A 26055-nucleotide genomic window follows, 5' to 3' on the forward strand; every position below is an offset into this window, starting at 1 on the left:
GCATTAAATCTTTCACAAGTAAACGGGTAGCCCTGTCGCCGCTGACGCATAGGCGGATAAAATGATCTGAAGCGGCTTTGCTCCCTCTTCTCCGTTGACAATCGGCTCCCGATCTTGTTCAATCGCGTCGATCAGATCCTGCAGTTGCAAACAATGTGCCGTGCCTACAGCATCCTCCGGATTGGGCGTTGTTTTGCTCAAATTGACTACTCTTTGTTCGGCAAGATGGGACCAATCCCTCTCTCCATCGCGAGTCGCAACATAAACAAGTTCGTTATTTTCCAGGATTGCGCTGCCATTCTGCCCAAAAATTTCGATGCGCGTCTGAAGTCCGGGATAGGCGCAAGTTGTAGCAAATAAAGTACCGAGGCCGCCGTCGGCATACGTCAGCACAGCTGTGGCAATATCCTCCACATCGATGTGCTCGTGTCCAATAGTTCTCGTATGGGCGTGCACGGATGTCACGCTGCCCATCAAATATTGAAGCAAATCAACCGTATGAATGCCCTGATTGAGCAGGGCTCCACCGCCGTCCAACGCCTTTGTTCCGCGCCAGGACCCGCTATCGTAGTAATCTTGGGTACGATACCAATTAATGGAGGCGTTGCCTGCCAACAATTTCCCCAGGCGACCTTCTGATATCATCTGCTTCAACACAATGACATCTGGACTCAGCCGGTTCTGTGAAATGACAGCAAGCTTAACGTCCGCACGCCGACAAGCGGCGATCATCGCCTGTGCATCATGCCAAGCAATGGCCATCGGTTTTTCCGTAATGACATGCTTGCATGCCTGCGCACAGGCGATGACTTGAGCGCTATGCAGACCGCTAGGGGTGCAGACCGCTACGATATGAATGTCTTTCCGAGCTAACATAGCGCATAAATCGGTATAACCTTCGCAGCCGAACTCCGCAGCAAATTGCTGCACCTTTTGAGGATTGCGGTCACAGACAGCGATTAATTCCCCCTGATTCAGCTGTTTAATGGCATTAGCGTGTATACGGCTGATCATGCCGGTACCAAGCAAGGCGAAGCCGTAAGTTGGGCTACTCACTAGACGTTGCCTCCTGCCTCCAGTCTAATAGCACGCCCATCGTCGTGTCTTTGGCTGTAATTAAAAGCTCATAAGCTTGCTGCGCATCCTTGGCAGGGAGCACATGCGTGAGCAAAGGATCTACCGTCAGTTGACCGGTATGAATCAAATGAAGGGCATATCGCAGCATGCGGCTGCGTCCCTCTTCACCGTCAACGGTTTGCAAACCTTCGTGGGCGCCTGTTAAAGTAATGCCTTTGGCATGTATGTGTTCGTAAGTCTTCACTTGAACCGGACCGCGGGGAGAACCGAGCAGAACCACCTTGCCTAACCGGCGTACCATTTCCATAGCCTCGTTAGCCATCTCGGGAATGCCGGTTGCTTCAATGACAATATCGGCTCGATCCTCACTGCCTTTTCCGCAGCCAAGCAGACCTGTTAACTGACTGTGCAGAGCAGTATGCGGATCAGACTGGTAGATATTGGCAATCTTGCAAGCGCGTGCTGCCTGCAAGCGGCCAGGAACGGTATCGACAGCCAGTACTTCGGCCCCGTGCAGGGCGAACAATTGCGCAGCGAACGCACCAATTAGTCCCATACCGATAACCACTGCTTTATCGCCAATGCTCACTTTGGCTTGCTGCAGAGCAGTAGCTGAGATACCTGCCAGCCGGGCAAACACAGCTCTTTTTCCCGACAGATCATCAGGAAGGACAAAAACGGAGCGAGATTCCGGTGTATAAGTAATAACGTTATGACTTGCATGCGCCCCCATAGCAAAGACGCGTTGCCCGATCTGAAAGTCTGTTATGTTCGCACCAACAGCTTCCACGAATCCTACGACGGCATAACCAGGCGTAAATGGATATTTTGCCCAAGTGTTACCAGGATTCAATAAACCCGTATGTGTGCCCGTGTAAAGAGCTAGCTCAGTCCCTGGACTTATGAGACTATACTCCGTTTTAACCAGCAGCTGGTTCTCATTTATCTCAGGGAGAGGCGATTGCTTCCAATCTACTTGATAAGCCTCTGGAAATATAACGGTTTGGCAACTTATCATACGATATTCCTCCCGTTCTTCACTACGAATCCACGAGGTTCAATGATCTCTTCTTCAAACCGATACGGCTTGTCACCAAAGTTGACGATTGCCCGCTTGCCGGAAGAAAAGAGCGTTTCCTGCACTTGTCGATTCTCACTCACAAAACGATGAGAGACTAACTCGTCATAGCAAATCTGCTGCAGCCATGGGCAGACCCGTTGATAGCTCTCCACAAAGGTAGCTTCAAAACTTTCCCACCGATCTTGATCGATCGACCATAACGGTGCAGAGCCATACAGGATGTTGAATAAATCCTTTTTCCACCAGATTTCAGGACTATGATGATTCGCGTCTTCCCAACGCCAGGAAGTCACAATTGCATCGTGATACACCAGCTCATATAATGGAACTCTTGTGTATTCGTTGATGGAATAAGTCAAATAAGTTTCTGTCGCGGTTCTTGTTCCCAGCATGGCGGAGGGCCGCTCATTGTTTTTCCAATCCCCGGTATAATAAATGGATCCTTTCTTATGAATATCTGAGTTGAACCACGTACGCTGTAGTGTCATCATGCCATGCGCATAGACAGCATGAGAACCTGCGAAGTCTGCTCCAAATTCAGCACCTAGAAATGTATTGTAATTATTTTCCAAATTTTCATAATTCCGAACGATAGCTTCCGCATACTGCTGACGGGTTAACGGATGATCCTCATGATGACATTCATAGAGTCCGTTTGCTTGATAAACGTCCACAAAATACGTTTCATGCGGATAGATCTGCAGCTCTTTCTCCACCCGTTTCACCATTTCTGGGCGTACAGCTACCGGACACACATAGGTGCCGTATTGATTTGAATACGTAGAGCCATCTGGTTTCCTAGACGTGATCTGTTCAAATAACCCCGGATATACATTCCGTTTCAGAGGAATCCACTCGATTTCCGCATTGCCAGCATGACCTTCAGGGTGAATATCGGTGAAAAGCTCATAAGCACCTGTCGCATAACCCAGTTCTTTCAATCGACTGTCATAATCCTGTTCTGGATAGGGCAAGTGATTGGCGTCCCACAGAAACATCGCTTTTTCAATACCAGCTTCTTTTAGCTTTTGAGCGAAGATGACCTCACGTGCTTTATCCCAAGCATAAATATGTACAGCTCCAAGGATTTTCGCAATGGCTGGAAACCTTTCCTGATTTTCCTTTAACGAAATCACCTTATTTTTCGGCCAAGCATAGGCTCGGTATCGTTTGCATTGGGCGACATACCCACCCTTATCGAAGAAAATATAGGAGATTTTACGTTCATATCCGAACGCTCCCATGGAACTGAGCCAAGTCGGTGCAAAAGTAATGAGCCCTTGCTCACGCTTAAGCGCGATAGCTGCATCAAAAGGCGTTTCTACGATCGCCATATAGCCGGTTTCAAAAGCTGAATCCGTAACCCCAATCCACGCCATTGCCGCTCCGCCCCCGCAAAAGAAGAGTGGCTGCTCCTCCAGTGGATACACGTTATCTGTAACAGGAAGCAGCAAGCCCTGACTGTCGGTCTGGAGCACGTAGTGATTGGGGTCCGGTGCCTTAAAAGCAGGTGGAAAGCTGATTTTCTCAAACGCTGCTTGCGCATCAGCGGATAGGGTGAACGTAATCTCCGATTGAGCAGTTAAAACAATCGTAACCGACATGGCGAATGCGCCATGCAAGTCTACTTTTAACGAATTACCGCTCTGCGATACCTGGCGGATCTGCCAGTCCCGTTCAAACGGCAGCTGTCCCCAGCTTTTATCTACACGTTTATCGGTAACTATGATTCGCTTCTCAAGCGTATCCAACATTAATTTGAGCTGATGATCTTCCAGTATCCAGGTAGTCAGCATGTGTTTCTCCCTCTTTCTTATCCATTCATCTATCTATTGATAAGTCCGCTTCTTAATGATATTCATAAGCACCACGATCTACGGTTCCAGCTACAGGACGACTAATGCCATCGAAGTCTAACGTGGCCGTATACGTATTATCGCCACTATTAATAGCCGGCGACGTGCTCTTTAAATGAAAGTTACGAAGCGACAAATTACTGAATAGTGGGTCAGTTGTTAAATTTCCTGTACCTGTTTTGAGAATCGCGCCGTTGTAGAAAATATTACTGTTAAAATAGACGGTTGGAATAGGTACGCCGCTAGCATCATTCGCTTTACTCACCGTCTCGCCATTCGCATACAATATATTGTTGATGACATAGACACTACTTGAATAATTGCCGATGATCTCTCCATAATTTAGATTGGTGCTCTGCGAATTGGCATACGTCGTATTATTATTCACATACACATTCTGCGAGCTGAAAATATTAATGCCCGCCCCCCCATTTAAATAGGAGATGTTGTTGTCAACAATCGTCTTGCCTGTATACGGCGTGCCTCCAATTTGCGAATTTTTATTATCATCGATAATAATGCCATTGCCATCAGAATACACATTATGATTTTGCCATTTATAATTCGTCTGATTGCCGTAGACTAGATTGCCAGACACAAAATTTTTGTAACCCGTACCGCTGTCCGTATTTCTTGAATGAAAGATGTTAATACCGCTCTGCGCCCAAGCTGTAAACCAACAATTGTTATAAACGGTATTGTTCGAAAAGTTAATATAGTCGGCTTCTTCAGCCCCAATGCCTTGACCTGGTGCATGATGCACGTTGTTGTTACGGACATTGATATGCGTCGCATATACAGTCGGACTTACATCCGTATTCTTGACGACACTAATACCATTCGTATTGAATTTACCGATGTTGCCAAGCGTATTCGTATTCTCATAGGATTGCGCTTCCGTATTGGATAAATTTTGGCTCCACCCGTAAATCTCGAAACCTTCAATAGTAATATACGAAGCTCCCTTGACTAAAATATGGTGCCATGCACCTTGGCTAACACGCAAAATCGGAGTATGACCCGGATAGGCCTTATATGTGATATAAGCATTAGCTGTCCCTGAGCGAGTAATGGTTAAGATCGGATTGCCGTTATCCCAATACGTACCATTCATGACATAAACCGTGTCGCCCGGATTCGTCTTGTTAGCAGCTGTCTGAATGTACCGAAGCGCATTGGCAGGTTCAGGGCCTAGCCCTGTATTCCCATCGTTGCCAGCTGTACTTACATAATAAGTAACAGGTGCTGCCGCATGCGTCCCACTTGGGATACACATCCATAAAGCACACATACCGATCGCAACTAGAAGCCATCTGAACAAAGTGAGGTCATACTTTCTCAAGATCATCATCACCATTTCAACCTCCTCAAATTACGTATAAGGACAAGCGACTACCTGGTACTGTCATGAACTTGTTTCGTCTAAGCACCTCCTATGAAATGAGTTGTAAGCAGGACATTTAAGCCATACATGCTTACATGTCTATTCTACCTGAATGATTTTTTGGGGAAATAAAGAATATTTAGATTCCTATTGATATATTAAGATTGCTATATTTAACATACAACTCATAAAGCAATTTAGCAGTCTCTGCACGTGTCATGCTGTCAGTTGGCCGCAAATGCGTTCCATCCCCGGATATCATTCCTTGTTTAACCAATGCGGCTACACTTTCTTTGGCATAATTCGCAACATCCCCATTATCTGTAAATGCGCTAAGAGCCGCTACCGAATTTGTAAGTACGAACTTATAGCTCAGTTGTAAGGCTCTAACCGTCATCACCATCAAGTCCTGTCTGGAGATTGGATCATTGGGCATAAACTGATTGCCGTCTGCGCCATTCGATATTCCCAAATGCCGAGCTAAAGCTACCGTATGAAAGAAATAATCACTGGTTTTAACATCATCAAAAGAAGCCGCTTCTGCGTAATCTGCCTTCAGGTCAAGGGTGCGAATCAGAAGTGAAATAAAATCGGCGCGTGTGATAGGGTTACCTGGTCCATACGCTGTATCCGTTACGCCGTTAATAATCCCTTTGGAGGCCAGTACTTCAATCGCTTTACGCGCCCATTCGATGTCTGTAAGATCAGCAAAGCTTTTAATCTCATACACGATCGCGTACTTGCTAAAATGAGTCGTCTGAAATGTTACACGCCCTGTTGCGGCATCGTATCTACCAGATGGCACTCTTTGCACGTTGCCTTTGTCGTCGATGTACCAGACATTCACATGTTCGGGGTTCAGCAACTCTTCTGCCGATGGCTGGTAAGCTACACTGATGATAACTGGAGCCTTCTCGTTATGCCAAGCCAGCTTTTGACCATCAACTTCGATATTGACATCGATGACAGGATGATCGCCAATGCTTTTCTTTAGTTCGCTGCCGAAAGTTGACGTATCTGCGAGACGAACGGATAGAACGATATCGCTCGATGATGAAAGATCACTATTTTCCAGCATGTTCTTCGGTATTGTTACTGTTCCAAGCGGAGTTTGAATTTCTAGCTGTTTCGTCTTGCTTTCATTCTGAAAGAAGGTAGAAGGGATGGACAAGGCATATCCTTTCGCACCATTAGCAGCATCGATGGCCACTGTTTTAAGGGTTGTGGGAGGGGAGCCTGGTTGGTCTTCAAGCCCTTTTAGCTGTTCTGCTGTAAGTGTTGCTTTCGCTACCTCCTGGTTAAGAATCGGTTTCAGTTGAACGGCATTCGTATTCTTATTGGATTCACTTGTCCCACTTGTCCCGGTACTTGGGGGCATCACTTGCCCTGGACTTCCCCCTGCTGACTTACTAGTGATACCGAGTGTTGAAGATGTGCCCTCTGTCCAAATGGAAGGTGATCCCCCAGAAGCTCCCGATTTTACAGAAAGAAGCCTTATACTCGCATCTCCTTGTTGCAGCGCTGTAAAATTTAATGTGATGAGATTCAGATCACCCTGACCAGGCGGCGATTGCCCTGTTTTTGTAATCGCGTAAAGAATTTTATTCCCTTCCACCTTTGGGGCAATTTCTAGACTTGCATTAACCGGAAAAAGGGAGCGATTAGGTATAATATCAGGTTCTCCTTGCATGCCTAATTTATGAACGAATTGCAATCGCTGTGCATCATAGGTGAACACAATTTCCATGCCATAAAGGTTAGTAACCTGCTCGCCCTTTATTGTCATGGTAACCGTCTGCCCTACCTCTACGCGATCATTTGAAAATGAGACCTTAAACGAAGGTTGTGCTGTTGCAGCATAGCTTTTAGTTAACAGTAAACTCATCGTGAGGAAAACCAGGAACATCAGACAGGTAGTCCATTTCATGTAATTTTTCATCCTCATTATCCACCTTGTGATAGAGTTTAGGAGGAAGGTTTCCCCTTCCCCCTACTTGCACTACTTAAATTTGGTTGGCTACTTCAATTAAGTCAAAGATATCAATGATATTGTCAGGAATCACATCATACTTTTTCACCGTGTTCCAATCACTGCTAGACGGAGTTTTACCATAATGTTGAGCCATGAGGACTAAGTAGCCTATGCTGAAGATTTTCCGTTGGTTTTTAAACTCATTAATAGCTAAATTTAATGTATTAGCTGCTTGATTCACTTCCAACTGCGTAGCTGCTTGATTGTTTTTTACAGTAAGAGCTTCCGTTATTTCTCCTTGCAGCGTGGATTTTGTTCCTACTGGATATTGACCGGTCTGAGTGCCCTCAACCGCTTGTGCCAAGATTGCTTGAGCATTGGTAATCAAGTCTTGAAGATCCGACTTGTTAACAACGACAACAAGGACATTTTGCGAGGACAACTGCGCTGCGCTCATTGGGCTAAGTTCACCTTGGACGTCTGATGTAATTGCAGCGGTCACTGCAATTACAGTTGTTGTGCTCTGTGCGGGTTGCTTAGCCGTCCAGTTTAGTTTGAAGACGTCACTCGTCGCTGTAATCGCTCCGTTTGGTAGCGTACTTACCCCAAAGATACGTACTTGCCCTGGTACATTTGTGTTGACAGTAACCAAAGACAAGCCAGTTTTCAATGAAACAGCATCGACAAACTCAACATCCACTGGATCATAACTAACCGTGACGTCCACACCATAAACAGCAGTGGAAACCGTATTTGATGGGAAAGCTAATCCGGTATTAGTTGAGAAAGCTGCTCCACTTTTTACAGATCCAACTCCAGTTATTGTTGTAGATAACACTTGTTGATTGCCCACGATTTGACCATTCAATGCAACTAATGTACGGCCTTTGACGTTAGAACCATCCGTGGAGGAAGCAACAACGCTTACAAAACCGTTCTTCACTGCCGTCAACAAGCCGGTGGAACTAATGACTGCTTTATTGGTTGGTGTCACGCCATCCGCTTCGTATACATTCCACTGCACCGTAGTACTTGTAGCGGTTGAAGGAATAACAAACGCATGGAACTGCGAAGTTCCGCCATTTGTGCTAATATCGTCCCCATAGACTGAGATGGAGGTAACAAGAAGAGGCGGTGCATCTGTCGTAACCGCAGCAAGAGCACTAGCCCCAGAGAGATTGCCCGCTGCGTCGCGCGCGCGAACACTAAAGCTATAAGCGGTACTTGGCTGCAGATCGCTTACTACGTACGAGGTTGCTGTCAAACCGGAAGCGATTTGCTCCGTCCCACGATAGACCTCGTAAGTTACACTGCTCGTTTCATCCGTTGAAGCCGTCCAGCTCAGATTAGCGGATTGATGTGTTTTTCCCGTAACCTGAACATTCCCTGGTACTGTCGGTGGCGTGGTGTCTGCCACAACAGACTGTGCAGCAAGTGTCACATTGCCCCATCTGAATGTGTTGGAATAACCAACTCCTTTGGTATCACTCCAAATCGCTGTACTTGTTCGAGCTCCTACACCGTTATCATCATTGACCTGAGAGTCGAAGCCAATGACTTTTCCTATAGAGCCTTTAATCGTCTTAAATGGAATCTTCACTTCTACGAGATATCCACTTGCTGTTAGTGAAGTACTGCTAGTAAACTCTGAAGCATTTCCTTGGCTTCCTACGGTCTTGCCATTGTCATAATTAATTCTGTACTGTCTATCATCCGGTTGATGAGAAGTTGTTTTGGCGTTATTCTCATCCAGAAATACCTCTATAGAATCTTGTTCCCAAGGATTTGCATTGGTTTTACGTAACACTGGATCTGTAACTTCAGAAAGCACATATAAGTTATCTTCATCCCATAATACACGTACCTTGGAGGTCGCACCCGAAGTTACAGGAGCCGTGGCATTGTCGATATATTTGTTGACATTAAGAACAGGAGCCGTGTTCCAGATCGCGTCCTTCGTACCATCAATCGTAGGCGTGCCGTAGCGTGCAACACCGCTTTCTGGTGTGAACACCATGGTTTGTCTTATTGCTTCAATATCGATGACATCATTCACAATCGGATTAGCACCTGTATAGCTGGTTTCATAGGCGCCAATGTCGTACTTCGCTCCCTGTGGACGAGCCGCATGAGCAATATCAATGGAAGGAGCTAGTGTTCTTGTCCCTCTATCAACAGCTGGTGAATTAGACTGAAGTTTGAGGAAGTTCACATTTGTTGAATCCAGTGATACAAATTTAGGATCAGTGATAACATCATTCACACCGACTTCTTTGGGTGTACCACCACCATAATAGATGTTGTTGGCATAGATGACGAACTCACTGCCATTCGCATTATTAATAGCGTAATTTAGTTCCCCTTGTCGCAAATCTCTGGAATACACAATGTTGTTAAAGATATTTACCTTTTCTGAAGAACTCGCAAACAACTGGGCATATGAAAGGTAAGGATTTTGATTATTTTTGTACAACGTATTATTAATAATATCTACGTTAGCCGAGTTAAAGGAATGGATACCTGATCCCCCGTTGTTGTAGGAGATATTATTTTGCACCAACGTCTTCCCTTTATAGGCTGGGAACGTTTTACCGGTATTCTTATTGTAGTCGATAATAATTCCGTTTCCGTCAGAATACGTCTTGACTTGATTCCATTTCACATTCGTTTGATTGTGATGAACGATATTATTACGAATAATACTCTTATAACCCGTCTCTGTGTCGACATCGACGCCACCAAGAACACTGATTCCGCTGCAGGCATACATCGTATACCAAGCGTTATTGTAGACTAGATTATCCTCGATGGTAATATAGTCAACATTAGCAGAACCAATCCCCCCGGCAGGCAGATCGTGAACGATGTTATTTCGGATTGTAATATGATGAAAAGCTGGCAAACCATTGGTTAAATTCGTTCCACTGTTAATATTAATCCCGTTGGTATTTGCTTTCGTAAATCTAGGATCTCCATAATTAACTGGCAAGCCAGCCGTGGTTTGTTCTAACCAATAATTATAAGCTGCTTCACCATCAGCAAGTGTAAGGTTGGCGTTGTTCCCTTTAATCTCAAGCCCTTCAATGATAATATAACTAGCCTGTATGAGAATAACATCCCAAGCATTATCGCTGGAAAGAACAGGATGTGCGCCAGGAGCCGCTTTGTATGTAATATACGCTGGCTGATTCGTTGCTGTATTCAGTGCTCCTGATTTCGTTATGGTTACCATTCGGTTTCCGCCACTGTAATTGTACGTACCATCCATGATATACACCGTATCTCCAGGAGCCGTAAGATTGGCAGCCTTTTGAATCGTCTGGAACGGAGTGCTAGACGATTTGCCATTATTGGCATCATTCCCAGTCGGACTCACATAATACTCGATTGGAGTTCCGATAACAGGTGCAGCGTCAAGTAATGTTCCAGGGGATGCATTGGTTATTGGAGCTGTTCCCGGAAGATTGGACGTTAATATCTTGATATTGTCTACTAGAATCGTAGATTTACTATGCGTGCCTGCATCAACATGGAGCATAAATGCGGCGATACCATTCGTAGTAAATGCACTGGCATTCTGTATGGGTTCATTGTTAACTAACTTTGTTGTAACGCCATCTTTCACATGATATAGATCATAGCTTAACGTATCTGCATGTACGACCAATTTGAGCGTGAAGGCTTTATTCACTTCCCATGTCGTCCTAGCAGCAAATGCGCCATTTCCAGTCCCCGATGAACGAGAGAAAATTTTCCCTGTTTTGGAGAGAAGCACCGTATTGCTTTTTACACCACTCCAAGCTCCATCTACTAATCTCAGATAGTAATCGGCATTTGCATCCTTCAGCATGAAATCCGCTTCCAGTGTGTAGCTCTTGTAGATGGAATCATTTTGCCAAGATTGGAAGATGGGAAATCCAATATCCCCTGGCTCATCCTGTGTTGTTGTTACATCCACCCATCTGTTGCCACTTTCCTCAACAATTTTCATTACGGAAGGTGATTTAGCGTCTAGAATATTCGTTTTAATGACAGAACCTGTAGCCGTACCTGCAATTGATGCATCTGTATCGTTTGTTTCAAAAGTCGTTGTTCTTAAAAGAGTAGCATCCGCTGCTGGCGTGTAGGCATCCCGCACATCAGAAGAGTATGACAGTTTGACATTATCATATCGGACAGTCGTGCTCGTTGCGGCAGTTGTACCGACAGCCTCGATATTGTAATAAACAACACCCGTTGATAAGAAATCGTGACTTGGCGTACCATAAGCACCCATTAACGGCTCGCCACTTGCCAGCATTGTTGTTTGACCTGTCGTTTTATCTGTGATAAACAGATCATATTTATTGATATCGTTGTAGAGATCCAACTTAATGACATACGTTTTATTCGCCTCCCAGGTGCCACGTTTAACATAAGTCCCTTGGGCGAGTGTACCTGATCTCACTTGCAAATCTCCACTAGGTAAAAATTTAGCTATGGGAAGATTTTGCCCCCAGTCCCCTGGGATAACCTTCAAATCAAACTCTTTAGCTTGATTACTGAAAGTTAACGATCCTTCGAAGCTAAAACGGTTTCCGGTTGTTTGGGCGCCTGAGCCCGCTGCATAGTAAAACCGCGTTTTCCCCTGTTGATCTGCTGGCACGGTAACTTCCAGCGCCCGATTTCCATTGGACTCGCTGACAATCTTTTTGGAGAACGAAGTTTCTACTTGGAACATGGTAGGAACTGGCGCTATCTCGGCTCCGACGGCAAACGAACCGAAATTGGGGTCTGTCGTTTCAAAGGTATGTAACATTTTAACCGTTTCAGCTGCATTAGCTTTATTGCTCAACGTGGGAAAACCGATGCTTGCGACTGACAATAGAAGTGTGAGTGCCGTGATGCACGAAACAATTTTCTTCATTCTTTTCATTCCTTGCTTCCTCCTCGTAAACTATTGAAACCGCTGTCATTCCAACTTAGAAAACACTGCAACCCTCATGCTGCATAACCTATTGTTAAATTATGCACCTCCATTGTAAAAAGCTGTTCCCTTGGAATTCAGAATTCCAATCGTAGTTATTCTTTCACTCATATTCTACCTGATTGTGTTTTTTTGGAAATGAAGGATATTTCGATTCCTATCAATATATTAAGATGCCTTATGAAAATAACTGTCAGATCAACTTTCAGTCTGACGGTTATTTTTATGAGAAGGCATTTTGAGGCGGCTCAGAGGGGCTTGCGCGCTCGCGAGGTGCTGAGACGTCGATTTTCGACGGCTCAGGTTCGAGACTGCGCCGATTTCGACGTGGCTCGCTGCTGAGACGGCATTTTTTGGCGGCTCAGAGGCGCTTGCGCGCTCGCGAGGTGCTGAGACGTCGATTTTCGACGGCTCAGGTTCGAGGCTGCGCTAATTTCGGTGTGGCTCGATGCTGAGACGGCATTTTTTGGCGGCTCAGAGACGCTTGCGCGCTCGCGAGGTGCTGAGACGTCGATTTTCGACGGCTCAGGAGAGATGCTGCGCTGATTTCGACGTGGCTCGCTGCTGAGACGGCATTTTTTGGCGGCTCAGCGGCGCTATCGCGCGAGTGTGCTCCTGAGACGTCGATCCGTTCAAAGCGACCTCTTCCCCTGTGGCAACTGACAAATCACGAATGACAAATTTCCATTTTTGTCATTCGTGATTATTTTGAGCAGTTATACTCCACCTCGGAGAATGACATTAGAATAAAATCACTGCTACCTTCCCACTTGTTCAAATGTAAATTCGCATGAGCCTTGATTAGCATCCGTTTGACAGCTAAGGGTTACCCTGTATATACACTCGCCCCACACTTTTGTCATCCATTTATCGTTCGTTTCGATTCGCTCTTTCTTCATCGTGAATCGTTCTGAATATACCATTCGAACAGCGCTTCCCTCTCCAATCTGAAACAGAAGCTCACCCGAACACACTTGTTGTACGTCGCAACAGGTCATGAATTGCCATTGCAAAGCATTCCTGCTCCTACTCAGATTATAGGCATCACGCAGGATGACGCTCGCAGAAGAGGATCGATCCAGAGCAATCTCTCGGATCCACTCCCGTATACCAGCCTCAGGCGGATATGCAGCAGCTATGTCGAGTGTAAGCCGAGCCTCTTCCTCGCCCGCCATGTAAGCTACCCGTTCCCCTTTATGATCACGGCCTGGAAGCTGCTCATATCCGTTCACCGTTGGGACATTATGATACGTTGAACGCATTGTCCATAATTCATACCTTTGATCGCTGAACGTTTGCTTATTATACGAGTTAACGCCTGCATCGACGATGACGGGCTGTCCATCCGCATACAGAATAAACTGTCCAATATCGTTATGATTGTGGCTTTCGTCATTATGACCGCCCTTGGCAGCGATGTATAAACCTGCTGAGGAACCGCTCTTTTCCCTAGCGGCCATCACTTGAATGCCGTCTAACCACACATCTCGAAGGTAAGGCGCACAGGCCTTACTCCGATTCAATACCGGATAATACTTGATTTCCGAGAGACTGCGGAGCATAGGAAACCAGGGGTGCTGAACAAATTTATTCGAGCTCAAACGGTATTGATGAACCGCTTGATTACATAGAAGAGGATCTTCTATGAATACCCCGTACTTGTAAGCTTGCACCGACTGAAAGTTAGTGATCTTGGCAGAACCGTCAGCAAAATTAATAAAATACCTGTCATGAATGTGCGCACGATAAATATATCGGCCAATATTTTGGATTAATGGCTCCTTGAACAGATCCACAGTATCGCCTGTGGCATGCTTAAGCAGCTCGAGACAATCGAGCAGCGCTCCTCCAGCCCGGTCCCAATACGTAGTCCCTTCATCACAGCCACCATCCGAATGATAACTTTCCAGAAAAGTATCTAGACTTGCGAGAAATTTAGTGAGCCCTTTCCATCTGCGTATAGGATCTTCCTCTACAAGAAGCAACGCTGCTAAGAAACAGGAATTAATCCACGGATTCCAATTGTTTACTGGCTTTTTCGCAAAACCCATCCAAAAGTAATCATCGCGCTCCATATACGCATCCAATATGCGCCTTTTTACTTCCTCTTGAATACGCTGCACGATATGAGGTGTCATCTTGTTCAATTCATCACGAAGCAAATAGGACACCCATGCCAGCAACGAACCTGTCTCTGCTGCTCGTAGATCCAACGAATGGCCCTTCCCGAGAGGCAGTACAGCTTCCTCACTATGCATGATGCCGATCCAACTGGTCTCTTCGCAGATGGCCCATATCCCATTGACAATGTCATCTAGGAATCGTCCTTCTCCCTCCATGCACTCTGCTACAACCAGCGTTCCCAGCGCTGTTCTTCGCTTCAAATACGTCTCATCGCAGAGATCCAATGATCCCGTTCGCGCAAACGTCAACATCATCGATGCCGAGATAATCGGCCACTCATAATGTAAATAAGTCTCACCCTGTTCGATCAATTGCTTTCTAACTTCCTCGGTCACCGCTTCCCAATATGTCCTGTCACTTGCCGATGGGAAGAGCTGGAACTGTTCCCGTTTGATCATGTTCTGTTCTTGCAGCATATTACGGAATTGCTCAATAATCACCTAATCTACTCCTCCACTACAAGCCGAATTACCTGTCCCGGCTCCATATTAAATTGAATTGTCCCTTGATCATGCTCAATAATGTGTACGATCTGATTGTGTTCATCCTTTGCACAGATAGGCAAGTGAGCATGAACTTGGCAACGTCCACCATGACTGGCACGAATCGTAGCGGTTTGCAACTGTCCATGCTCCCATTGCATATCAATTTCATAACCGCCTCGCGCTTTCAAACCAGTAACGCAGCCTTTCTTCCAGCTGGACGGAAGAGCTGGCAGCAGCTCTATGGTGCCATGATGGCTTTGCAGGAGCATTTCCCCAATCCCTGCTGCACCGCCAAAATTGCCATCGATCTGAAAGGGCGGATGATTGTCCAGCAAATTGGGCAACGTTGAATGCGTCAAAAGCTCTCCCATATGAAAAGCCGCCTGATTACCCTCTTTTAACCGGGCATAAAAGTTAATGATCCACGCACGGCTCCATCCCGTTTGACCTCCGCCATGAGCGAGACGTCTCTGTAAGGTCGTTCTTGCTGCCTCCGCTAATTCTGGTGTACGGCTAACGCTAATGCCAGTTCCAGGATGCAGCGCGAACAAATGGGAAATATGCCGGTGTCCAGGATGGACTTCCTCATAATCCTCGGACCACTCTTGTATCCCTCCATATTTACCAATCCGTGTTGGTGGAAGCTTACTTCGTGCATGTGCTAATTGACTACGAAACTCTTCATCCACCTCCAAGTGCTCGGAGGCGTCCATACAAGCGGAGAATAACTCGGTCAAGATTTGATTATCCATCGATGGTGAAGAACATAAAATACCTGTTTCCCCGTTAGGCAACATATACTTATTCTCAGGTGAAACTGAAGGCGAGCTAATCAGCCAGCCGTTCTCACCCTGAATCAAGAAATCAAGGAAGAACAAGGCCGCTTCTTTTATTGTGTCATAAGCTCTCTTCAAAAAAATCTTATCTCGCGTAAATTGGTAATGCTCCCAGAGATGCAAACTTAACCATGCTCCGCCAAAGGGCCAATAGGTAGCGGGAAGATGCATGTCTTGCGGAGCCGTATCCGCCCAGATATCGGTATTGTGATGCGCAACAAAGCCACGGCATCCATACATAATCGCAGCTGTTTGCCTGCCATGCTCCTTCATTCGTTCGATCAGATCAAATAATGGCTCATGACATTCCGACAAGTTGCAAGTCTCCGCCAACCAGTAATTCATTTGTGTATTAATATTAATTGTATATTTACTGTCCCATGCCGGCAGCATGTCATCATTCCATATCCCTTGCAGATTCGCAGGTAAGGAACCGGGACGGCTGCAGGCAATAAGCAGATAACGGCCGAATTGAACATATAGCGCAATTAACCCTAGATCCTCTTTTCCCTGCTTAACCAGGTTGAGTCGCTCTGGGGTGGATAGCGTCTCCCGATCATTCGGCTCTCCCCCTTCAAGCTGTATAGTCAACCGATTATATAAGGTTTTATAATCAGCAATGTGGTCTGCTAGCAACATCTCGTATGGCTTGACAGCAGCTTGCGCAATCAGATCTGTACACGCTTCCTCAGGATCCGCATATCTAAAAGTTGTAGCTGCTGTCAGCACAAATGTCACTGCACGAGCAGCTTGAATCGTAATATGTTCACCCAGGGTCTGGACGACACCACCATCCGCGACTGCCCTTACCATAATGACATAGTCCTTGTCCGATAAGCCGTAACACTGATTACGCATGACAATCGTGTCATGGCCAATTTTTCCTGTTACATCTGCATATTTACCTTCTTTGCGATCTAATCTGGCATAAAGCGAAATCCCCGCAGGATTAGATGTCTCAAGACGTGTAACCAGTACACCGTCAGGGTAGCTCGCAAAGGTTTCCCGACGATACGAGTATCCATCCCGTTCATAAGTCGTAGTCGCAACCGCACGTTCAAGGTCAAGCTCTCTGCGATAATTGGAAATACCATTCTCGTCTTCCTCTATAAACAGTAGCAAATCCCCCGCAGGTATATAGTGACGCTGACTATTCGGTGTTCCTGAAAAAGCCAACTCAGCAAGCCGATGTGCTTCACCAGCTCTTCCTTCTTTGAGCAGTTTCCTCATTTCCTCGAGTTGCGACAAGGCATCCCGATTATTCCGATCGCGAGGTCCCCCATACCAGATGGAGTCTTCATTCAGCTGAATTCTTTCATTTCGAATTTTGCCAAACACCATCCCTCCCAACCGTCCATTCCCTACAGGCAGGGCCTCATTCCAATCGCTTGCTGGCTGCTTAAACCATAAATGGGTGCTCATCTACTTTCCACCTTCTGTTTTGTGAAGTTAATACAGCGCCACCAAATCGTGAGTTTCCCCTAATCGGGTGATTCTCAACAATCTGATGACGCTGCTTTCGTTATTTCTTACTTTTTAGTTTTCATAAACTCATCCACTTGCTTTTGTTTCTCAGCAATAACTTTATCCATACCAGCCTTTTTCAGCTTATCGTTGAACTCAGCCAAGTATTTCTCCGGTTCAAGCACACCGCCGCTAAGGCCATCAATATAGGATTTATAAACACTCGCTAGAGCTGCCTCTTCGTTTTTCGTGCTATCGCTATTATAAGTGAAGCCAAGAATTGGGGATGATACACCCGCTGCGTTAAATGTTTTGAATTTCTCCCATTTCTGAGGATCCTCATTTTGGAACAGGTAAGTCAAGAACTGGTTCCCTACTTGCCAAGTGTTTCCTGGGAAGTACCCTGTATCCTTGGAAGTTGCGAAGCCATCTGGAACTTTGATGACATTTTCCTTACCAGCCACTTTCACATAGTGTTTACCTTCAATCCCAAAGTCCATCAGATTGACGATACGAGCATCACTATGCATCAGATTCAAGAACATAACCGCTCTTTCTGGATCCTTCGACGTTCTGGAAACAGCAAGCATCGAGTTATTAAGATCAGCAGAAGCAACATAAGGTTGCGTAAACTCAACTTGAACTAACGGCTTTTTACTCGCGTTACTAGCTTCTAGATCTCCACCTGGTTTAAGCTGCGACCATCTGGATGCGACCAATCCTTCGTCTGTTTGTGCTTTCAGATTCGTGTTCGTTCCTGGGTCTTTTTGGAAGTAACCTTTTTGGTTCCAATTGTACATTAATTTAAATAGGTTCTTCATTTCTTCCGTTTCAAAAAGGTTGACGACCTTAGGGGACGTGCCCGTTTTGGAAATAACACCCGGCGTTGCAAATCCGCCAATAGTTTCATATGGCAGCAAGTTCAAGAAGTTGGAAGTTGCTTGGATCGGAATTACATCCGCAGACTCGCCTGCTTTTACTTGCTGTAGGAATGGTTCCAAGTCTTCCAGTTTTTTAATCGTTTTTAGATCTAATTTATACTTTTCTACCAGATCTTTGCGCAAGAATAGACCTTGCATGGATGCCATTTCTTTTTGCGTAGGAAGTGCATAATTCAAACCTTTGATCGTTGTACCTGTTAAATACTTTGGATTAATCGATTTGATAATATCTTGTCCGTACTTCTCTAACAGATTATTTGCGGGATCATTCAACGCAATGTAGGCACCTTTGGCCACATTAATACTTAGATCGTTACCCGAAGTAAACATGAGATCGAATGGTTCACCAGAAGCAATCATTAGGTTTGTCTTTTGGGCATAATCTCCCCAACCTAAGTGATTAATTTTAACGGTAGCATTAATTTTCTCTTTGGTAATCTTGTTAATTTCTTCTTCAACCAACTGCACATCTTTCTGCGCTGTAGGTCCTGCGAAATAAATCGATATTTCCCGTGGATCCAATTTTTTGGCTGGTGCAGCAGTTGTGGCTGCGGATGAAGATGCAGGTGCTTTTGTTGCTGTTTCAGTTCCCTCTTTTGAACAAGCGGATAGCAGTACTGCCGGTATCGTAACGGCTAGGGCAATCGTATTCAATTTTTTCATGTTACTCATGTACAAACCCTCCTAAATTATCTACAAGTATATGCTTAGCCAGATAGTCTGGATATAGCCAATCAAAAAATTACTACCCTTTAACGGAGCCTACCGTAAGTCCTTTAACCAAATATTTTTGCAAGAACGGATACACCAGAATAATAGGCCCAATACCTATGACGGCCATTGCCATTTTTGCCGTTTCAGAAGGAAGTGTTTTTTGAATGGCATTCACAGCCTGAATACTGGCAGCACCAGAGTTGATATAGTTAAGATCGCTAATGACCTTATACAACAAATATTGTAAACTTACCAATTTCGGATTGTTAATAAAAATTAATGAGGTATACCAGTCGTTCCAATACGATAACATTTGAAACAACCCGATTGTCGCAAGTACAGGCAACGATAACGGCAATATAATTTTACTATAAATCCTTAGTTCGCCAGCACCATCGATTTTGGCTGATTCTATAAGCGCATGAGGTATCGTATTCGTGAAAAAAATACGCATAATAATCACATTAAAAGGAACAACAAGATGTGGAATGATAAGCGCCAGCAGCGTATTTTTCAAACCAGCTTGTGAATACAGCAAATACCAAGGGACGAGTCCACCACCGAATAGCATGGTAAAAAAGACAATGAAAGAAAACTGATTTCGATAAGGAAAATCGGGCCGTGACACCGGATAAGCAAACAAAGATGTGACTAATAAACTTAGGAACGTGCCCACCACTGTCACTAGAATAGAAATGCCATAGCCTGTTGTTATTTTATCCAAATCATCAATGAGGAACTTATAGGCATCCACGGAAAAAACTTCAGGAATAAATCGATAGCCTTCTCTCAAAATGTTGCTTTCCGCAGAAAACGAAACCGAAATGACTAACAGTAAAGGCAACACACATAGTAAACTCGTAAGTCCCAACACTGTCACCAACACGTAATAACTAACGGGTGACATGGCATTGGCGTGATACGTTTTGAATTTTCTTTTGATGACCGCACGCGATTTAACGACTTCTTCCATTGCAAATCCCCCTAGAATAATGCATTTTCTTTGCTGACTCGTCTGACAACGAGATTCGTCAACAACACCAGTACAAAGCCTACTGACGCTTGATAGAAACCGGCTGCAGCTGACATACCGACATTACCGTTTAACAGGAAATTTCGGTAGACGAACGTATCAATAACTTCCGTAGCAGGAAGCAGTGATCCTGAATTGAGTGGCGCCTGATAGAACAATCCGAAATCCGCATTGAATATTCGGCTAATTTGGAGCAGCACCATGACGATTACAACGGGTGCAAGCATCGGCAGCGTAATATGGAGCATTTGTCTAAACTTGCTAGCACCATCAATTAAAGCAGCTTCATAATACTCGGTATCAATGGATACGATCGCTGCCAAGTAGACGACCGCAAAGTAACCGATGTGCTTCCAAGTGTTGACGACTGGCAGTATATAGAACCATTTATCTGCTTCCGCATACCACGAGATGGCGTCCATCCCAAAGAATTTCAAAACCGTTGAGTTAAAGAATCCCGCTTGACCAAGTATGGCATACAAGATGTAACTTACAGCTACATATGAGATAAAATAAGGAAAAAGGATTGTGCTCTGGAATGCCCTCTTCAACTTCATTCCACGAATTTCGTTCAATCCAATGGATACCGCAACCGCCCCAAGTGTGTTTAACACAATAAATACAGCATTGAAGCCAATCGTATTACGTGTAGCTGTCCACGCCACATCGGTTTGTACGAGGTATTTAAAATTTTCCAACCCTACCCATGGACTGTGTAAAATACCATCCGAGAAATTATAATTTTTAAAAGCAAGAATTACCCCAAACATCGGGATATAGTTGTTGAAAATGACAATGGCTAGCGCCGGCAGCATCATCAAGAATAAAACTCGGAAGCGCACGATATTTCTCATGTGTTCTGAAAGTCTAGTCATGTTGAATCTTCACTCCAATCTCTCTTTGTATAGTCTTATTTTAACTTTTTACAAAGTTTTGAAAATAAAGCATCTTAGGATTTATGTTAAAATATTCAGGTGAAACATAAAAAAAAGAAGAATGTCGATTAATGACATTCTTCTTTTTTTATTTGGTGAGTGGGTGATGCTTGTCAAAAGAGGGATTTATATAGTCATGTAAGGAAATAGATCCTACCTGCACAGCGCTTTGAAGCATCGTATTTAATCGTTGTGTTTCCGCTTGCAGCATATCTTTGACGGAGGCTGTTCCTGAAGCCACGTCCCGATAGGCCTTGAGCCGATTGTTCCAACCAAAATGATCCTGATTGACGATGCTGGCGGTGATCGAACTATCCAAGAGAATGGGCTGTTTTGGATAGAATGACTCCACATCCGCAGGTTGAAAGCTGCTGAATTTAGAAGAAGATTTCGTATTCGAGTAGTCTTGCCGAATACGGGACGAAACGGGAATGACAACATCCTTTTGATAAAGTTCACCGATTACTCGATCTGAGTGAATATATTCCCAGAAATGAAGGGCAGCGAGACTATGTTTCGTTGCGCTATTAATACCAATAACCGGCTCAGGAACTAACATTAACGCACCAGCACCTGCTCTCTGCGCATCTAAAGCCGGCGGCATAGCAATATCCCAATCTACGTTAATCTTAAGTTCATTTTCGAGTTGGTAGACATCACTGCTTGAAACCAGCATCATACCTACATTCCCTTTGGCAAACTGGGTTAAGGCTGCATCGTACTTCATGGTGAGATCTCCAGGGAAAAGACTGCCATTCTTTTTCATCGTTAACATCGTTTCCATCCATGGCGCATACCCTGTGGTGTCAAACTTGCCCGTTTGAAAATCAAATAAAGTAATCCCGCTGTACGTCATGGGAATCTCCATACTCTGCATAAACCCGTACCAGTCTTCCCCAAGCGGCCAAACAAATCCATATTTCTGATTACCAATCTGCTTTTGAGTAATCCGAGCAGCCATCTCCTTCAGCTCATCCAGCGTCTTTGGCGGTCGGTTCTCATCAAGACCTGCTAGTCGAAACAGCTCTTTATTGTACGCAAGTCGAACTGTACTTAAACCGTAAGGAATCGCGTATTGTTTGCCATTAAAACTACCGTAGGAGAGTGCCCATTTCGAATAATTCTGCGTCATAGACGGGGGAATATCTCTCGTCAAGTCTTTGAACCAGTTTTTATACATGTAAGTGGTGATCCAGTCCGATTGGACAGCAAAAACATCTGGTCCTTCCCCTGAAGCCATTAACATATTTAAGGTTCGCGTGTAGTTCTCACGGGGAATGGTCAACATTTGTACAAAGGTTTGATCGGGATTCGAATGGTTGTACTGATCAATTATCTTCCGCATTTCCAGATCCGAACCGTACGACGTAAAAGCAAACGTAAGCTGCTCCTTTGAGGGAGAATTTACAGGCTTCACATCTTGGTTCATAGGCGCATTCATATGCCAAATCTGCTGAATCCCAACTGAGATGAGACCTATGACAAGAAGAACACCTGTCACAAGCAGCCATTTTTTTTGTTTCATTTCCAATCTCCTTCCCTTACAATGGGGATATCAAAAGCTAGGAAGACAGGTGATTGCGTAATGTGGACGCGCCCTTTTAAGCAGCTTTCTCTTCATCATATCAGTATTAAAAGCAGACTGCTTGTCTATTTTTTATCACTCGTGTTCGTTCCGTCATCCATCATTGCCATTTCTTTATATCACCAATCCAGTTCAACAATCTCTCAGAATATGGTCGACTCGATTAACCGTAGTATGCAAATGATGGAGCTGAATGTCCAGGAGACCTTGGAACAAATTGATGATATCACGACCAAAATTTACACAAGCAACACCTTGCAAGGCATCCTGTCTCGTGATCTTTCCAGCGATGAAATCAGCATTGTGAATGAGATGACGCAGCTAAGTACATTGCTCGATAGTTATAGCTTTTCGAACCAAGGTAAAACAAAATTCACCTTGAATCTATTCTTAATGAATCGACCTGTCTATAATCTCTTTCCTTCCATTCCGCATGTGTACAGTGTAGAATCTGTTCAGAACCTAGATTGGTACCAATCGATGTCTTACAAAAGCAGATTTAAGGTACTTGGCTTATATCAGGCGCCTAGTGAATCCGGCAGTCCATCTCAGTACTTGATTCGTACGGCTAAGCAGCTTTACGAATTAGATAATTTCGCAGTCCCCTACGCGGGACTTATAACAGCGGATGTCAATATTGCCGATTTTGGCAAAATGATGGATAGTTTGAAGCCTTCCGAGCATAGTGAAGTCTATATTCTGAATGCCGCAGGCGAAGTGATGATTGGTCCTCGCATGGATCAAGTGAATCAGCCATTTATCGTCCCTGACCTGTTTACGCCTAGTAAGTCAGAGCATCAACCTGATTTTCAATCCCATTTTCTGTCCATTCAAGGTGAGCAAACACTTGTCGCAAGCAGGCTCATTCCACAATTAGACTGGAAACTTGTAACCGTTTCACCACTCCGTGATTTAAACGGGAAGCTGCTTTCTTTTAGAAATGTCATGATTGTTGTCATTCTTTTCAGCATGGTGATGGCCTTCATTCTTGCCCTTTTCTTCTCTAACAATATTACCAACCCTATTCGAAAATTTGTACGCGCGATCAATACGACGGATTCGGAATTGTTCAATGTTTCCATTGAATATAAGCGAAATGATGAATTTTTATTTTTATTCCAGCGGTTTAATAAGATGATCCGGCAAATGAAAGAACTGGTCGATCAACTCTATGTCACCGAAGTCAAAAAGAAAAAAGCCGAGCTCGAAGCCTTACAGGCTCAAATAAATCCTCATTTTCTATACAATACATTGGATTCGATCAATTGGATGGCGCTTAAAAAGAAGGTACCTGAGATTAGCTTAATGGTGACATCACTCTCTGATTTTTTTCGATTATCACTCAATAAAGGGCGTTCTATTATTCAGCTTCAGGACGAGGTAAACCAAGTTCAGGCTTATCTGACGATTCAACAGATCCGATTAAGTCACAAACTAACGTTCGCCATCGAAGCCCCTTCGCACCTGCTGCAACTGGTTACCGTCAAGCTAATCCTTCAGCCATTGATTGAGAACGCTATCATTCATGGATTCAATGCAAGTAAAGGGCGTGGACATCTAATTATTCAAGTATCCCTCGACTTAGATATCTTGGAATTGCGTGTAATTGACAATGGCAGCGGTCAGCAGGCCGAGGTTAATAAAATTCAGGAATTGCTGGCATCAACTGGCGATCAAACAGCTTCATTTGGGATACGAAATGTGAATACGCGCATTCAACAATGGTTTGGTGAGCAGTATGGCTTACAGTATGAAGCCAACGAAGATCAAGGATTAACCGCGATTATTCGTATGCCGGCTAGGAAAACAGCGGATGGCTTAGCCAACGATCCCCTGCTGGATCAGGGCGAACATTTATCTTAAGGAGGAATTCAGATGATTACGATGGTCATTGCGGATGATGAGGAGTTAATTCGGGACGGTCTGAACTCCATTATCGATTGGTCTGAATTTGGCATCGAAGTCGTAGGTCTTGCGGAAGAAGGGCGCGAGGCCTATGAATTATGCATGGAACTGAAGCCAGATATCCTCTGCACGGACATTCGAATGCCGATTATGGATGGCCTTGAGCTGTCACAAAAGCTGCGCGATGCCGGAAGCACAACAAAAATCGTCATTATTAGCGGCATTCAAGACTTCAACTATGCCAAGACAGCCCTCAGCATGCATGCTGAAGCCTACGTGCTGAAGCCGGTTAAGCTCCATGAAATTACCGAAGTATTTGGACAGGTTGCTAGTAAAATTAACCGCGAACGCGACAGCGAGGCCATCCATTCCAAGCTGCATAAGCAGCTGCAAGATAGCCTTCCTGTTTTGCGCGAAAAGTTGCTCATTCAGCTATTATCCCGCTACTATACGAATGAGAACGATATCTACGACAAGATTGCCTATTACCAAATTCCGATCCAGCAAGGGGAATTCTCTGCGATCGGTGTGCTTAAAATTGATGATTTTGAGCACGCCATTCAGCACTATAGTGAAGAAAATAAACAATTGTTATTTTTTGCCATTCACAATGTTGTAGCGGAAATTCTGACAAATACCTCCTCTGGTTTTGCTTTTACGAATACGATGGACAATGAGCTTATCGTGATCTTTAACGAACGCTCCCAACTCGGAAACAAACATATGGATCTCGCCGAAGAAATTATCCGTTGTGTGCGTCAATACGTGAAAGTATCCTCTTCTATCGGCATCGGCTCGGCGGTAAGCTCTGTTCTACAGCTGAGCAATTCTTACCAAGAAGCCAAAGAAGCACTTCAGCACACGTTCTTTACCGGGAAAGAATCCGTTGTCACCATTCATGACATTGCGCATAATAAAGCGGAGTCTGAGCGGCACATGCACTTGTACGAAATTGAAAAACTACTCATCCAACAAGTAAAATTGGGAGATGCCAAAGGCGTCTCCGATTTGCTGAACAAGCTGTTCGATGACGTCATTCTCCCGGGAAGTGCACAAGTTGAACAAGTGTATTTCCGTGGAGCTGAGCTGATTTTCCAATTGGCAAGACCGCTGCATGAAGCGGATGAATCTTTCGAGGCCATTCTTGGCAAATCTACCATGGACATCGTTCAGATGATTCAAACCACCAAAGACATCGGAAGTCTCCGAAGTATGATGATCAACTTGATCGGGGACATCGCCCGTTATATGCAAAACAAACATAATAGCAAAAGCCAACGGGTTATTGGGCGAATCAAACAATATATTGAGAAACATTATATGAATAATGTCACGATTCAATTATTAGCCGAGGAAGTGTTCCTGAGCCCCACCTATATGTGTCAGATCTTTAAGCAAGAAACCGGAGAAACCATTATTGAATTTTTAACAAAAGTGCGCATTGAAAAAGCAATCGAACTACTCAAATCGCCCGATCTAAAAATATTTGTTATCGCAGAGATGGTTGGGTTTGAAAATGCAACTTACTTTACGACCGTTTTCAAGAAGATAACTGGTGTGCTGCCTGGTAAATATCGCGAAAGTCTATGAAAAGAAAAAGCCCGCTTCAAGGCACTGTTCATTAGAACGGCCGAGAG

At 44.6% G+C, this 26055-nt stretch carries 14 protein-coding genes; 2 read left to right on the top strand and 12 right to left on the bottom strand.

Features of this window, described 5'->3' with window-relative positions:
- Positions 1–12: 12 nt before the first annotated feature.
- The 12 genes from AC58QT_RS10565 to AC58QT_RS10620 form a co-directional block, all read right to left on the bottom strand.
- Complete coding sequence (locus AC58QT_RS10565) at positions 13–1056, bottom strand: Gfo/Idh/MocA family protein (RefSeq protein WP_497408929.1); 1044 nt, start codon at positions 1054–1056, stop codon at positions 13–15.
- Positions 1049–2095, bottom strand: coding sequence for a zinc-dependent alcohol dehydrogenase (locus AC58QT_RS10570; protein WP_497408930.1), 1047 nt, complete (start codon positions 2093–2095; stop codon positions 1049–1051). The genes AC58QT_RS10565 and AC58QT_RS10570 overlap by 8 nt, the downstream gene beginning before the upstream one ends.
- Positions 2092–3954: a glycoside hydrolase gene (locus AC58QT_RS10575; protein ID WP_497408931.1), complete on the bottom strand. Its 1863-nt coding sequence runs from the start codon at positions 3952–3954 to the stop codon at positions 2092–2094. Before AC58QT_RS10575 ends, AC58QT_RS10570 begins: the two co-directional genes overlap by 4 nt.
- A gap of 52 nt (positions 3955–4006) precedes the next feature.
- Positions 4007–5365, bottom strand: coding sequence for a right-handed parallel beta-helix repeat-containing protein (locus AC58QT_RS10580; protein WP_497408932.1), 1359 nt, complete (start codon positions 5363–5365; stop codon positions 4007–4009).
- A 172-nt stretch (positions 5366–5537) separates the two neighbouring features.
- On the bottom strand, positions 5538–7337 hold the full coding sequence (locus AC58QT_RS10585; RefSeq protein ID WP_497408933.1) for an S-layer homology domain-containing protein: 1800 nt from the start codon (positions 7335–7337) through the stop codon (positions 5538–5540).
- Positions 7338–7401: 64 nt separating this feature from the next.
- Positions 7402–12285: a sugar-binding protein gene (locus AC58QT_RS10590; RefSeq protein ID WP_497408934.1), complete on the bottom strand. Its 4884-nt coding sequence runs from the start codon at positions 12283–12285 to the stop codon at positions 7402–7404.
- An 809-nt stretch (positions 12286–13094) separates the two neighbouring features.
- Entirely contained in the window at positions 13095–14960 is a 1866-nt protein-coding gene (locus tag AC58QT_RS10595; RefSeq protein WP_497408935.1) for a heparinase II/III domain-containing protein, read from the bottom strand.
- Between the two features lie 5 nt (positions 14961–14965).
- Positions 14966–17263 (bottom strand): glycoside hydrolase family 95 protein, encoded by a 2298-nt coding sequence (locus tag AC58QT_RS10600; protein ID WP_497408936.1) that lies wholly within the window; start codon positions 17261–17263, stop codon positions 14966–14968.
- Positions 17264–17370: 107 nt separating this feature from the next.
- A complete protein-coding gene (locus AC58QT_RS10605; protein WP_497408937.1) occupies positions 17371–18918 on the bottom strand; it encodes an ABC transporter substrate-binding protein in 1548 nt (515 codons plus the stop codon).
- Positions 18919–18991: 73 nt separating this feature from the next.
- A complete protein-coding gene (locus AC58QT_RS10610) occupies positions 18992–19933 on the bottom strand; it encodes a carbohydrate ABC transporter permease (protein WP_497408938.1) in 942 nt (313 codons plus the stop codon).
- A gap of 11 nt (positions 19934–19944) precedes the next feature.
- On the bottom strand, positions 19945–20868 hold the full coding sequence (locus AC58QT_RS10615; protein ID WP_497285932.1) for an ABC transporter permease: 924 nt from the start codon (positions 20866–20868) through the stop codon (positions 19945–19947).
- Positions 20869–21016: 148 nt separating this feature from the next.
- On the bottom strand, positions 21017–22453 hold the full coding sequence (locus AC58QT_RS10620; protein WP_497408939.1) for an ABC transporter substrate-binding protein: 1437 nt from the start codon (positions 22451–22453) through the stop codon (positions 21017–21019).
- A gap of 60 nt (positions 22454–22513) precedes the next feature.
- Between AC58QT_RS10620 and AC58QT_RS10625 the strand changes: the two genes are divergently transcribed.
- Together AC58QT_RS10625 and AC58QT_RS10630 are read left to right on the top strand one after the other, a co-directional pair.
- Positions 22514–24376: a sensor histidine kinase gene (locus AC58QT_RS10625; protein ID WP_497408940.1), complete on the top strand. Its 1863-nt coding sequence runs from the start codon at positions 22514–22516 to the stop codon at positions 24374–24376.
- Between the two features lie 12 nt (positions 24377–24388).
- Positions 24389–26008: a response regulator gene (locus AC58QT_RS10630; RefSeq protein WP_497408941.1), complete on the top strand. Its 1620-nt coding sequence runs from the start codon at positions 24389–24391 to the stop codon at positions 26006–26008.
- The last annotated feature ends 47 nt before the right edge of the window (positions 26009–26055 follow it).

This window comes from Paenibacillus sp. J31R109 (assembly GCF_059692055.1).

Bases quoted from the DNA above. Each gene is read 5' to 3' on its own strand.
- AC58QT_RS10575 (WP_497408931.1), bottom strand. From the start codon at position 3,954: ATGCTGACTACCTGGATACTGGAAGATCATCAGCTCAAATTAATGTTG.
- AC58QT_RS10580 (WP_497408932.1), bottom strand. From the start codon at position 5,365: ATGATGATCTTGAGAAAGTATGACCTCACTTTGTTCAGATGGCTTCTA.
- AC58QT_RS10630 (WP_497408941.1), top strand. From the start codon at position 24,389: ATGATTACGATGGTCATTGCGGATGATGAGGAGTTAATTCGGGACGGT.
- AC58QT_RS10605 (WP_497408937.1), bottom strand. From the start codon at position 18,918: ATGAGTAACATGAAAAAATTGAATACGATTGCCCTAGCCGTTACGATA.
- AC58QT_RS10610 (WP_497408938.1), bottom strand. From the start codon at position 19,933: ATGGAAGAAGTCGTTAAATCGCGTGCGGTCATCAAAAGAAAATTCAAA.
- AC58QT_RS10615 (WP_497285932.1), bottom strand. From the start codon at position 20,868: ATGACTAGACTTTCAGAACACATGAGAAATATCGTGCGCTTCCGAGTT.
- AC58QT_RS10625 (WP_497408940.1), top strand. From the start codon at position 22,514: ATGTGGACGCGCCCTTTTAAGCAGCTTTCTCTTCATCATATCAGTATT.
- AC58QT_RS10590 (WP_497408934.1), bottom strand. From the start codon at position 12,285: ATGAAAAGAATGAAGAAAATTGTTTCGTGCATCACGGCACTCACACTT.
- AC58QT_RS10620 (WP_497408939.1), bottom strand. From the start codon at position 22,453: ATGAAACAAAAAAAATGGCTGCTTGTGACAGGTGTTCTTCTTGTCATA.
- AC58QT_RS10570 (WP_497408930.1), bottom strand. From the start codon at position 2,095: ATGATAAGTTGCCAAACCGTTATATTTCCAGAGGCTTATCAAGTAGAT.
- AC58QT_RS10585 (WP_497408933.1), bottom strand. From the start codon at position 7,337: ATGAAAAATTACATGAAATGGACTACCTGTCTGATGTTCCTGGTTTTC.
- AC58QT_RS10600 (WP_497408936.1), bottom strand. From the start codon at position 17,263: ATGAGCACCCATTTATGGTTTAAGCAGCCAGCAAGCGATTGGAATGAG.